This is a genomic window from Rhodococcus sp. 27YEA6 (assembly GCF_044908235.1).
Taxonomy (GTDB): Bacteria; Actinomycetota; Actinomycetes; order Mycobacteriales; family Mycobacteriaceae; genus Rhodococcus_F; species Rhodococcus_F qingshengii.
This window is the reverse complement of the sequence record NZ_JBIYCY010000041.1, coordinates 1-11922: the sequence shown is the minus strand read 5'-3', so window position 1 is coordinate 11922 and position 11922 is coordinate 1. Positions and strand designations below refer to the sequence as shown.

The following is an 11922-nucleotide window of genomic DNA, read 5'->3' as shown; positions in this document are numbered from 1 at the left end:
TCAAAGAACACGCACACACCATCACCACGACCCTATGGCCGCCGCTCCGGGGCAACTTTTCCAGCCTATCCCAACCTGGTCACCGGCGCAAACCGCTGAACATTCGGGGAAGAACTGGAGGTGAAGCAAAACCATACACGATGGAAACTACTTCGAAATTTGGTCAGGCACTTCGTACAACCTCGTGTCACTCGCCGTGAAGGCGGGAGTCGGTGTCCGTGTCGCTCTGACTTGGAATAAGTTACGCGTCCGCCGAAGTCTTTGACAAATCCACAGGTCAGAGACTCAGAGGTATCCATTTCCCCAGCAAGATTGCCCGTTTCAGTCGATTTTCACGAATTCGGACATCATGTGACGCCGGACACCGTGCCCGGACTGGCGCGCAGCGGGAACTCACACCACTTGGACTCGGATACCTGCATCCTCGAACAACGCGACTTGCTTTGCGTCTACTGCAGCATCGGTAACCAGCACGGCCCCCGGCGGTATCGGCGCCCACGCATGGAAAGGACGTTCACCGAGCTTGGCGGAGTGGGCGAGGATGTAGACCTCGCCGGCACGTTCGATCATCATTTCCTTGAGCCGGGTCTGATCGAGCTCAGCTTCACAAATACCCAGGTCAGCCGTAACTGCATCGGCACCGAGGAATGCCTTGTCAAACGACACCCGCTGCAGCGACGCTTCCGCCAGTGGCCCGACGAATCCTTGACTGAGCTGCCTCAGGGTCCCCCCGAGACATTCGACTCGAACACCATCAGCGTCGGCTAACGCCTCGAGCGCCGTAAGCCCTGCAGCGATCACCGTCAAATTCGTCACGTGACGTAAGAACTCTCCCATCGCCCCGACGGTGGTACCTGCATCAAGAAGTACGGTTTCCCCGGGCCGAACCTGCTCAGCAGCCCATTCGGCGATGCCCCGTTTGGCGTCGAATCCCTCCATTGCGCGTTGACGCAAGGAGGATTCCGGATGAGGGTTGAGAGCAATCGCCCCGCCGTACGTTCGAGCAATTACTCCCTGGGCAGTCAACTGACTCAGGTCGCGACGAATCGTGGATGCAGTCACCCCGAATTGGGCAGACAGATCCTCGACACTGGCCAGACCGCTGGTGCGAGCGAGCCTCGCAATCTCCGACCGCCTCGCCTCCGACTCCCGGATGGCCATCGCTCCTCCCCCTACAAACCGTGGTTCTTACTTGGAAACGAATGTGCTGGTTGCCAATTCGGCCGCCTGCCGCAGCGCTTCGACCATACTACCGGCCTCGGCGATGCCCTTACCTGCAATATCGAAAGCGGTTCCGTGATCGACGGAGGTACGGATGACAGGTAACCCGACGGTGATGTTGACGCCGGCCTCGATCCCGAGAACCTTGACCGGGCCGTGCCCCTGATCGTGGTACATCGCAACGATCAAGTCGTAGTCCCCACGTCCAGCGAGGAAGAATGCCGTGTCCGCCGGCAGTGGGCCGTGGACGTCGATTCCTTCTGCCTTCAAGAGTTCGACGGCGGGAATGATCTTCTGCTCTTCCTCTCCGTACCCGAAAAGCCCGTTCTCCCCCGCATGCGGGTTGATCCCGCACACGCCGATTTTCGGAGATGGATTGCCCGTGCGCACCAAAGCTTCGTGACCTCGACGAATGGTCCTCTCGACCAGGCCGGGCTCGATCCTGGCAACTGCATCGAGCAGTCCGATGTGAGTGGTCACGTGAATCACCTTGAGCTTGGGGGTCGACAACATCATCGACACCTCCTCGGTACCGGTCAGGTGCGCAAGCAATTCCGTGTGTCCGGGATAGATGTGTCCTGCCGCATGCAGCGCTTCCTTGTTCAGCGGCGCCGTGCAGATCGACTGGACTTCACCGCGTACGGCGAGTTCGCTTGCGACGCGGATATATTGATAGGCCGCATCCCCCGCGACTGCCGACAGTTCACCCCAGGCGAGATCCTCGGGTAGCAAGTCCAGGTCGATGACGTTGATCCGTCCATCGATGAATTCAGCATCCTTGATCTCCTCGATCGCGACCACGTCGACGTCGATTCCTAGCACCGTGGCAGCCAATCGCAAACGCTTCGCGTCGCCGACAACAACAGGGCGGCAACGCTTTCTCGTTTCGGCGTCGAGGAGTGCGGGGACGATCACTTCCGGTCCGACGCCGGCGCCGTCGCCCATCGTGACAGCAATCAGCGGCAGTGGAGTGGATTCGATTGACATGGGGTTGACCTCGTTGTCTGAAGGAGTCATTGAAGGTGGACTGTCCGGAGCGGCGACCGGGGTGGGGTGCGCGAGAAACTTCGTTATGGAGAAAAGACTGTGTGCATTCCCGAAACTGCCTGGCCGCGTGACGATGTACCGTCCGGTGCGATCGACGGAAAGTACGGCGCCGTGTTCGATTTCGTAAATCGGTGACAGCGTGTCGATCCGCAGGCGGTCGAGAACGCTGCGCGCGGTTTCGCCACCGGTAAGTACCAGGTCGATCGGGTACTCGTCGTGGGAGAATCCTGCATCGACGGCAGCGATCAGATCGGCGAGAGCCGAAACGAGGTGGACGGATTCTGCAGGCACGACAGGTCCACTTACCGAAACCACGACGTTTCCGCGATCCAGCGCGTTCAGAATCGGAAGCGGATCGACCGAATGCGCCAGCAGCTCAGCACTGTTCACTTCGATATGATGCGCCCCTGAATCCCGAAGCAATGCCACTTGGTCCCCGGCAGACGCATCCGCCGTCCCCACGACCACCAAAGTAAATCGAGAATCACGAAGAGATGGGCACGCGACGGGTGACTGCACGGTTCTTCGTCGTGCCACTGCCATCGCGAGCGCCGAGGTTCCTACCAATCGAGAACCCCGAACCTCCTGTGCTGCAGCCACAATCAGTTCCAGATCACTCTCGGTCTCGACGTCGCAGATCGCCACCGACCCGGCTTCTGAGATCGACGCAAGAACCTGGATCAAACGACCGGAGCGAATGTCATCCAGCGATACGCCAGAAGTGATTGCCGACGGGCCGAGCGCCTCTGCAATCGACCGAGGAGTCGGCTTCGACTCCGCGCGCCACAGGTCGGTGGAGTGCAACGCAACCCCATCGACCAACACCACGCCGTCTTGCACCGTGCGCCCTTGTCTGGGCAGTCCGGCGGCGACGATGACCGGGGATCCGTCGCGGGAGAGTTCTCCAACCTCCGCTGCTATGTTGCCCCTGAGCAGGGAATCGATCTTCTTGACGATCTCGGAGCCGTCAGACGATTGCAGAACTGATCTCACGTCCCGAGAGGCTCTGGCGGGGTCGGATCGCCGTGAGTGCAGATCGAAAACCGTCACTCCTGATCCGTCGGGCGCATCTGGGCCGAGCCGAAGCGATATGCCCGAACTGCGGAGCAGAAATCCTGCGGCCGACTCCGCTGCTCCGGAAAGATCATCAGCGATGATTACCAGTGGTTTCATCGAATTCCTCGACCCCCTTTCGGTCTGAATCGAGTTTGCACAGCATCGCAACCGATGCGCGAAGTACGCAATTGAAGTTACGGGACTTGCGCGAAGTGCGCAACAGTGCCATTGTGAGCTGAGTTACAAGCGAGAGCCCGACGCGATTGTTCACCAACAGTCCGCTCGGAGCGTCGCCCCCACGCTGCCCCGTCAGGATCGAAAGGTCACCGATGACCAATACTCGTTTGCGAACACCACAGCTCTCCCGGCGATCCTTTCTGCAGTTCACCGGGCTGATCGGTGGCGCAACGCTTCTGGGCACGACTGCCGCGTGCGCCGGCCCTACCGGGAAACCGACACAGGACACCCTGGTGCTCGGGCTCAACCGCTCGCTCGTCAGCCTCGACAACAAACTCAATCAATTCGACGCAGCAGTCACGGCTCAACGTGGCGTCAGACAAGGTCTCACCCGGATCGGCGACAATCTGACACCGCAACTCGTTCTCGCTGACAGGTTCGAATCGACCGGCCCGACCGAGTGGACGGTTCGACTCCGCGAGGGCATCCGTTATTCCGACGGCACACCTGTGCTGATCGACGACGTCACGACGGCAATGCAGATGTACCAGCAGGTCAGCGGATCGTTTGTCGCACCGCAGTTCCCCGAGTGGCCGACGGTCGTCCCCATCGACGATCGCACCTTCATCCTTCGGACGAATTCCCCGGTGCCGGTTCTGGACTCGCTCATGTCCAACATCTTGATCACCCCGGCCGCTGCCAACGAACCCAACGAACTGCAGAGCGGAATCGGGTCGGGACCGTTCGTCGTCAGCGAATCGAACCGGGGCACCGGCGATTACACACTTGTCGCCAATGACAACTACTGGGGCCCGGCCCCCGGCGTTCGTCGTGTTCAGGTCCGCTTCATTCCCGAAGAGGCCGGCCGCGTCGTCGCGCTTCGGAGCGGCGAGGTCGACGTCATCGACTCGATCAGTCCCGATTCCGCCGAACAACTCGCCGATCTGCCTGGTGTCCAGGTGGACACAGTACCGAGCACACGCATCAACCAACTGTTCTTCAACTTCCGCAAGCCCGCCGATCACCCACTGTCCAATCCGCGTGTCCGAGAAGCTCTCACGTATGCCATCGACGGTGAGTCACTCGCTCGGGACGTGCTGATCGGTTCCGCAGTCCCGGCCACCGGCCCCGCACCGTCGACCTTGGACGGAGCCGTGAAAACCGGTACTTACCAATATGATCCACGGAAAGCGCGGAAAATGCTCGAGGCCGAAGGTGCCGACGACCTCGAACTCACCTTCATCTGGGAAACCGGAGAGTTCACCAACGACGTCTCGGTGATGGAATCGGTACTCGAAATGATGAAGGCCGTGGGAGTACGCGTCAAACTCCAGCAGTTCGAACCGGGCGGTGACATCTCGTCCTGGCGCCAGGGCAAGACCGGCGACTGGGATGTGCTGGGCAACGGCTACGGCAACCAGACCGGACTTGCACTGACCACGTTGCAGGGGATGTACGCCGGCACAGCGGAGAAGGAAGCAACTCGCGACACCTATCACGGGTACGTCTTCCCCGAAATCACCGCGAAGATCCAAGCCGCATCCAGTGAACCAGACCCGACCAAGCGCGCCGCTCTACTCGACGCCGCACAACAAGACATCTGGAGCACCTGGCCTTGCCTGTGGAGCTTCGTACCCAACGCACTCCTTGCGAAACGCACTCGTGTACAAAATGTTTCGCTGACCCCGATCAACTCCTACGACCTCGGCGCCGTCCGATTGGAGGCCTGAGGCGATGACTCTCACCGCTCCGAAACCGCAAACCGCTCTCGGAATCTCTCCGCGTCGACGCACACGGATGAACCCGACCGTCAAATACGTGCTCAAACGTCTGGCACAGAGTGCCTTGACGATCTTCCTCACGCTCACAACAGTGTTCGTCCTGATCCGAATGGCACCCGGCGATCCTGCCTACGCCTTGGCCGGACCGCTGGCCAGCACCGAGGATCTCGCACAGATCCGTGCTGACATGGGCTTGGACAAGGCGGTGTTCTCCCAATACCTGATCTACCTGTGGGACCTCGTCCACCTGAATCTCGGCACGTCGTACTCGTTCCAGGCGCCGGCCATGGACGTTGTCCTCGGCCGTCTCCCGTACACCATCACCCTTGCCGTCAGCTCCATTCTGTTGACCGCCGTGCTCTCGATTCCGCTGGGCGTGTGGATGGCCCGTCACGCGGACACCAGACGTGAACTCGGTGCGAACGTCGTAGCCGTCGGCGGGCAGTCCATGCCGGAGTTCTGGAGCGGCCTGATGCTGGTGACGATCTTCGCGGTCTTGATCCCAGTACTCCCGGCAGCCGGTTTCACCACATGGCCGTCGTTGATCCTGCCTACCGTCACCATCGCCATCCTTCAGATCGCGTTGATCTCCCGGATGGTTCGACGCGAAATGGTCTCGGCCTTCGCTTCTCCGTACATCACGGTCGCACGTTCTCGCGGAGTATCGGAACGCGAACTCACCTGGCGATATGCGATGCGCAATTCGGCGATTCCGATCGTCACCGCGCTGGGCACCAGATTTGCCGGAATGCTGAACGGCGTCGTGGTGGTCGAGGTCGTGTTCGCCTGGCCTGGTGTCGGCTCGCTGGTGGTCCGCGCACTCGAGACTCGCGACTACCCGCTCATCCAGGCCACCGTACTTGTCACCGCGGTTCTCGCAGTGCTCGTGCAACTGGCAGTGGACCTCCTCTACCCCCTCCTGGATCCACGCGTGCGACTCGGAAAGGGCGCCAACTGATGACTACCATCTTGGAACCTCCAACAACTCCACGCGCCAGCGCGGTCACCGAGGCAGACTTCGCACGCGCCGGAGCCACGCGCCGTAAGCGAGACAGCCGAGTCAAGATCTGGGCCGGCTCGATCTGCGCGCTCCTGGTGATTCTTCCTGTTGCATTGGCCGGGCTGCTCCCCCTTGCAGATCCGAACCAGACCAACCTGAGCAGTCGACGGCTACCGCCCCTCACCGACGGCCATCTGTTCGGCACCGATCAGTTGGGACGAGATCTGCTCTCACGGATCCTGCACGGCGGCCAGGTGTCTCTGACGATCGGTATTCTCGCCGTGATCGTCTCCGGCGTCATCGGCATCGTCGCCGGATCCGCCGCGGGGTACTTCGGTGGTTGGGTCGACACCGTGATCTCCCGCCTACTCGAAGCACAGCTTTCTCTGCCTCTGCTGATGATGCTGCTTCTCGTTGTTGCGCTGTTCGGCCCGTCCATTCCCGTCATCACGTTTGTCATCGCGATCGCACAGTGGCCCGAAGTCGCACGGTTGACTCGCTCATTGGTACTCGTCGAACGCGAAAAGCCTTACGTAGCTGCAGCTCGAGTCCTCGGACTTACCCGCATGGCCATCCTGCTTCGTCACGTCATTCCCAACATCGTCAAGCAGGCATCGCTCGTCGTCCTGCTGCTGCTCGCGCAGGCCGTACTGCTGGAAAGTTCGTTGAGCTACCTCGGCGCCGGACCGCAACGTCCATTCGCTACCTGGGGACGAATCATCGCCGACGGCCAGGACTACATCACCACGTCATGGTGGATCGTCACGTTGACCGGTCTGATGATCGTGCTGCTGGTCGTCGGAGTGAACCTACTCGGCGATGGTCTGCGCGATCGTCCTGCAGGTTCGAAACGACTGGGCGCAAGCCTGTTCGGGCGTGGCAGCGCCCAGAAAGCGAAGGCGTGAGACATGGGAAATCTACTACGGGTCGACGATCTCCAGATCGAACTTGTCACGGCGAACGGCGTCATCCGAGCCGTCGACGGCGTGTCCTTCTGCATCGACGCCGGTGAAACCGTCACCATCATCGGTGAATCCGGCTCCGGAAAGTCGACGACAGCCATGGGGATTCTCGGACTGCTTCCGGACGATCTTGCGGTTCTTTCCGGGAAAGCCGTGTTCAAGGGTCAGGACATTCTCGGAAACACGAAGATCCTGAACGATATTCGCGGAAAACACATCGCGCTCATCCCCCAGGACCCGATGACGGCTCTGAGTCCCGTCCACACCATCGGTAGCCAACTTCGAGAAGCAGTGCGCCACAGCGGTGTGACCGCGAAGAAGCAACAAATCGAGCGGGCAGTGCAACTGCTCGAGCAGGTACGCATTCCGTATCCGGATCAGCAACTCGACAAGTACCCGCATCAACTGTCGGGTGGAATGTTGCAGCGCGTCCTGATCGCCGGCGCTCTTGCTGCCGGCCCCGAACTGATCGTGGCCGACGAACCCACCAGCGCACTGGACGTAACCGTTCAGGCCGGGATTCTGGATCTATTGCTCGAGTTGCAGGAGCGCACCGGCATCGGAATGCTGGTCATCACTCACGATCTCGGAGTTGCGCGGTTGGTCTCCGATCGCATCTACGTGATGAAGGACGGACGTTTTGTCGAGACCGGTAGTGCCGACGTTCTCGTCGACTCACCGCAAAGCGCCTACACACAAAAGCTTCTCGACGCCATACCTCAACTGGGGCCTTGGGACGGCGACCCCGCCCGTTCAACACAGATCGGAGCCTCGGCATGACCCGCCACGAAACGCCACTTCTCGCCGTCGAAGATCTCGTGGTCGAGTATCCGGTTCCCGACGGAGTTTTCCGAGCCGTGGATGCTGTGAGCTTCTCGGTGGAAAAGGGCAAGACCTTGGCCATCGTCGGCGAATCCGGATGTGGCAAGTCGACCATCGCTCGATCGATCGTCCGACTCCTCACACCGACCAGTGGACGCATTCTCGTCGACGGCAATGACATCGCGCAGATGTCGGAGAAGTCGCTGCGCCCCTACCGCTCTCGCGTTCAAATGGTGTTCCAAGATCCGTACGGATCGCTCGACCCTCATCTGACTGCCGAGGACATCATCGGAGAACCACTGCGCCTCAAAGGTGTTCGGAGCAAGTCTGAACGTGCAAAGGCAGCAGCAGAACTCGTCGATCGCGTTGGCTTGCCCAGCTCGGCACTACACCGGCGTCCGGCGGAGTTCTCAGGAGGCCAACGTCAGCGCATCGGAATTGCTCGTGCACTTGCCAGCGGACCCGAGATCCTGGTCTGCGACGAAGCGACCAGCGCTCTCGACGTGTCGGTGCAAGCGCAGGTACTCGAGCTCCTACGTGAAATTCAGGCCGATACCGGTCTGACGTACGTTTTCATCTCACACAACTTGGGCGTCGTCCGAGAAATCAGCGAGACCGTAGTCGTGATGTCGAAAGGAACCATCGTCGAATCCGGTTCCACAGACACAGTTCTCGCCAGTCCACGCGAGCCGTACACCCGCGCACTACGAGGCGCTGCTCTCGATCCCACCACCATGGTCGGCATCAAACCACGCCACGTGGTGGCAGCCCTGTCCAAGAACTTGCTAGCCAAGCAGACCGAATCACGAGGAGTTGCCTGATGACCGCCCCACTCGAGCTTCCGAAACTGGTGCTCGGCACCATGACATTCGGAGACACGGTCGACATATCGGGCGCCGGATCGATGCTCGACGCAGCACTAGGCGCCGGTATCTCTCACATCGACACGGCCAACGGCTATGCGGGCGGCGAGTCCGAGCGCATGCTGGCAAAGCTGCTCCACGGCCGACGCGATTCCGTCACTCTGGCCACCAAAGCGGGAATGCCGCATCCCGATGCCGGCGACAACAGCCCACTCTCGACAGAGGGGCTCCGAGCAAGCGTCGAAGGAAGCCTGCGCAGACTCGACACGGACTACGTCGACCTGTTCTATCTCCATCAGCCGGACCGAACCGTCACGCTGACCGAAACTCTCACCACCGTCGCGGAACTGGTTGCCGAGGGCAAGATCCGCACACTCGGCGTATCCAACTTCGCAGCGTGGCAAATCAGTGAAATCAACTACACCGCAGACACAGTCGGAGCTCCCCGACCGATCGTCGCACAGCAGCTCTACAACTTGCTCGCGCGTCGCATCGAAGAAGAATACGCAGAATTCGCGGACGTGACCGGACTGACCACCATGGTCTACAACCCACTCGGTGGGGGCCTGCTCACGGGGCGCCACACCTTCGAGGAAAGTCCCGCCGACGGCCGATTCGGCGACTCACGTCTTGCGTCGATGTACAAGGAGCGATACTGGAACACACAGATATTCGACGCGATCGCTCAACTGACGGCAATCGCAGAGCAGTCGGGCATCTCCCTGACCGAGCTTGCGTTGCGCTGGCTGGTCAGCAAGCCCGTCGCCGGATCGCTGCTCCTCGGAGGATCCAAAGTAACGCACCTCGAATCCAATATCGCGGCCATCGGGCGAGGTTCACTCGACGCCTCGACCGTCGAAGAGTGTGATCTCGTCGGTGCCGCCCTACGAGGCCCCATGCCCAACTACAACCGCTGAAATACCCGACCTTCATCAGGAAGAGTTCTTCACTATGTCAGCACAGGAATTCGCCGCACGCATCCGAGGACGCGAACGCATACTCGGATATTGGTCCGTCATCGACAGCCCGATCTCGACCGAATGGATCGCGCACGTCGGCTGGGACTACATTGCCCTCGACATGCAGCACGGCCTGATCGGCTATTCGGGGATGGTCGCCGGGCTCACCGCCATCGACTCGTCACCGTCCACCGTCGGGATGGTGCGCGTCGAGGCAAACAATCCGACACCCATCGGCCGTGCACTCGACGCGGGCGCTGTGGGCGTCATCGTTCCGCTGATCAACAACGCCGAAGAGGCAGCGGCCGCCGTGGCAGCCGCCAAGTATCCGCCTTTCGGCATCCGCTCCTACGGACCCATGCGCTCGCAACTCCGTATCGGCCCCGTTCCCGCCGACGCGAACCGCGACACCGTTGTATTTGCGATGATCGAGACCCCACAGGGTCTGGCGAACGTCGAAGAGATCTGCGCAGTGCCGGGTTTGGACGGCGTGTACGTCGGGCCGTCCGACCTACGAATCGCCGTCGGAGGTAAGCACTCCAACGATCCGGACGTCGCCGAGGAATTCGAATCAGCGCTCACCAGGGTGCGCGAAGCTGCCGCCGTCAGCGGAGTCGCTGCGGGAATCCACACACCTTCCGGTCAGGTTGCGGCACAACGGCTCGGGGAGGGCTACACGTTCGCGACCGTGGCCTCGGACCTGACACATCTGGCGAACATCTCGGCTCAGCATTTGGATGCCGCCAAGTCCTGATCCGGGTACAAAAATGGCGATGCTCCCGCACTTGGTACGGGAGCATCGCCATTCTCGAACAAACTATCTCTGAATCGCCTTGATCTCGAGGAACTCTTCGAGCCCGAACGTGCCGGCCTCGCGCCCGACGCCCGACTGCTTGTACCCACCGAACGGAGCATTCGTGTTGAAGGCGCCGCCGTTCACCTCGACCTGCCCGGCACGCAGTTGCCGTGCGACGCGATCCGCGCGATCGGGGTCACCTGACCAAACGCCACCGGCCAGTCCGTACTCGGTGCCGTTAGCGATCCGCACTGCGTCGGCCTCGTCTTTGTAGCCCATGATCGAGAGGACCGGTCCGAAGATCTCCTCGCGCGCAATGGTCATGTCTTCGGTCACGTTCGCGAACACCGTCGGACCGACGAAATATCCACTGGCCAGACCGGTTTCGCGACCGTCGACAACCGCGGTGGCACCTTCCGACACACCCTTCTCGATGTATCCGCGAACGCGTCCCAGCTGATTCGCGTTCACCAGAGGACCAAGCACCGAAGTCGGCTGAGTCGGATCACCTACCGGGAAATGAGCGGCGACCGCAGCAGCAATTGCCGCTGCCTCATCCACCTTCTCCGCGGGAACCAACATACGCGTCAGCGCCGAACAGGTCTGGCCCGAGTTGATGAAGCACTTTGCGACGCCGTCCGTGACAGCCTTTTCGAGATCGGCGTCGTCGAGAATGACGTTCGCCGACTTGCCACCCAGCTCGAGCGAGACCTTCTTGATGGTGTCCGCGGCGACGATGGCCACTCGCTTGCCTGCCCGAGTCGACCCGGTGAAGGAGACCATGTCGACTTCCGGGTGGCCGGCGATGGCTTCACCCACTACCGGGCCGTAGCCACTTACCAGGTTGAATACACCTGCAGGCAAACCAATTTCGTCGAAGATGTCAGCGAGAGCGTACGTGATGAGTGGCGCAACCTCGGTGGGCTTGAGAACCACGGTGCAGCCCGCCGCGAGCGCACCGCCAACCTTCAAGACAACTTGGTGGAGCGGGAAGTTCCAGGGAGTGATAGCGCCGACAACACCCGCAGGTTCGCGAACAATCAGCGAATTCCCGACCTCGTGAGCGTCGAAATCATAAGTGCGAGCCAATTCGGCAAATGCATTCAAATTCGCGAGCGGCATTCCGATTTGCACGGGCTTCGCTGTCAATGGCCACGAAGTTCTCCCCGTAGGCGGCCAGTAGTTCTCCCCGCTGGTGGCCACGGGTTCTCCCCGGTGGCGGCCAGTTGTTTTTCCCC

At 60.9% G+C, this 11922-nt stretch carries 10 protein-coding genes; 7 read left to right on the top strand and 3 right to left on the bottom strand.

Going from position 1 to position 11922, the window contains the following annotated elements:
• Window positions 1–393: 393 nt before the first annotated feature.
• Both ABH939_RS32625 and pdxA read right to left on the bottom strand, forming a co-directional pair.
• Complete coding sequence (locus tag ABH939_RS32625; protein WP_003941419.1) at window positions 394–1161, bottom strand: DeoR/GlpR family DNA-binding transcription regulator; 768 nt, start codon at window positions 1159–1161, stop codon at window positions 394–396.
• Window positions 1162–1188: 27 nt separating this feature from the next.
• Window positions 1189–3441, bottom strand: coding sequence for a 4-hydroxythreonine-4-phosphate dehydrogenase PdxA (pdxA, locus tag ABH939_RS32620; protein ID WP_404650723.1), 2253 nt, complete (start codon window positions 3439–3441; stop codon window positions 1189–1191).
• A gap of 212 nt (window positions 3442–3653) precedes the next feature.
• Between pdxA and ABH939_RS32615 the strand changes: the two genes are divergently transcribed.
• From ABH939_RS32615 to ABH939_RS32585, 7 genes are read left to right on the top strand one after another with little or no spacing between them, the layout of a single operon-like run.
• Window positions 3654–5231: an ABC transporter substrate-binding protein gene (locus ABH939_RS32615; RefSeq protein WP_404650722.1), complete on the top strand. Its 1578-nt coding sequence runs from the start codon at window positions 3654–3656 to the stop codon at window positions 5229–5231.
• A gap of 4 nt (window positions 5232–5235) precedes the next feature.
• Window positions 5236–6240: an ABC transporter permease gene (locus ABH939_RS32610; RefSeq protein ID WP_404650721.1), complete on the top strand. Its 1005-nt coding sequence runs from the start codon at window positions 5236–5238 to the stop codon at window positions 6238–6240.
• Entirely contained in the window at window positions 6240–7187 is a 948-nt protein-coding gene (locus tag ABH939_RS32605) for an ABC transporter permease (RefSeq protein WP_404650720.1), read from the top strand. Before ABH939_RS32610 ends, ABH939_RS32605 begins: the two co-directional genes overlap by 1 nt.
• Before the next feature lie 3 nt (window positions 7188–7190).
• Complete coding sequence (locus tag ABH939_RS32600) at window positions 7191–8024, top strand: ABC transporter ATP-binding protein (RefSeq protein WP_007732500.1); 834 nt, start codon at window positions 7191–7193, stop codon at window positions 8022–8024.
• Entirely contained in the window at window positions 8021–8887 is an 867-nt protein-coding gene (locus ABH939_RS32595) for an ATP-binding cassette domain-containing protein (RefSeq protein WP_007732503.1), read from the top strand. Before ABH939_RS32600 ends, ABH939_RS32595 begins: the two co-directional genes overlap by 4 nt.
• A complete protein-coding gene (locus ABH939_RS32590) occupies window positions 8887–9846 on the top strand; it encodes an aldo/keto reductase (RefSeq protein WP_404650719.1) in 960 nt (319 codons plus the stop codon). The genes ABH939_RS32595 and ABH939_RS32590 overlap by 1 nt, the downstream gene beginning before the upstream one ends.
• Before the next feature lie 34 nt (window positions 9847–9880).
• Complete coding sequence (locus ABH939_RS32585; protein WP_007732505.1) at window positions 9881–10642, top strand: HpcH/HpaI aldolase/citrate lyase family protein; 762 nt, start codon at window positions 9881–9883, stop codon at window positions 10640–10642.
• Between the two features lie 63 nt (window positions 10643–10705).
• Here the strand turns inward: ABH939_RS32585 and ABH939_RS32580 are convergent.
• The coding region (locus ABH939_RS32580) for an aldehyde dehydrogenase family protein (protein ID WP_404650718.1) at window positions 10706–11922 on the bottom strand (1217 nt) is incomplete at its 5' end.

Bases quoted from the DNA above. Each gene is read 5' to 3' on its own strand.
- pdxA (WP_404650723.1), bottom strand. From the start codon at position 3,441: ATGAAACCACTGGTAATCATCGCTGATGATCTTTCCGGAGCAGCGGAG.
- ABH939_RS32615 (WP_404650722.1), top strand. From the start codon at position 3,654: ATGACCAATACTCGTTTGCGAACACCACAGCTCTCCCGGCGATCCTTT.
- ABH939_RS32590 (WP_404650719.1), top strand. From the start codon at position 8,887: ATGACCGCCCCACTCGAGCTTCCGAAACTGGTGCTCGGCACCATGACA.
- ABH939_RS32610 (WP_404650721.1), top strand. From the start codon at position 5,236: ATGACTCTCACCGCTCCGAAACCGCAAACCGCTCTCGGAATCTCTCCG.
- ABH939_RS32605 (WP_404650720.1), top strand. From the start codon at position 6,240: ATGACTACCATCTTGGAACCTCCAACAACTCCACGCGCCAGCGCGGTC.
- ABH939_RS32585 (WP_007732505.1), top strand. From the start codon at position 9,881: ATGTCAGCACAGGAATTCGCCGCACGCATCCGAGGACGCGAACGCATA.
- ABH939_RS32600 (WP_007732500.1), top strand. From the start codon at position 7,191: ATGGGAAATCTACTACGGGTCGACGATCTCCAGATCGAACTTGTCACG.
- ABH939_RS32625 (WP_003941419.1), bottom strand. From the start codon at position 1,161: ATGGCCATCCGGGAGTCGGAGGCGAGGCGGTCGGAGATTGCGAGGCTC.
- ABH939_RS32595 (WP_007732503.1), top strand. From the start codon at position 8,021: ATGACCCGCCACGAAACGCCACTTCTCGCCGTCGAAGATCTCGTGGTC.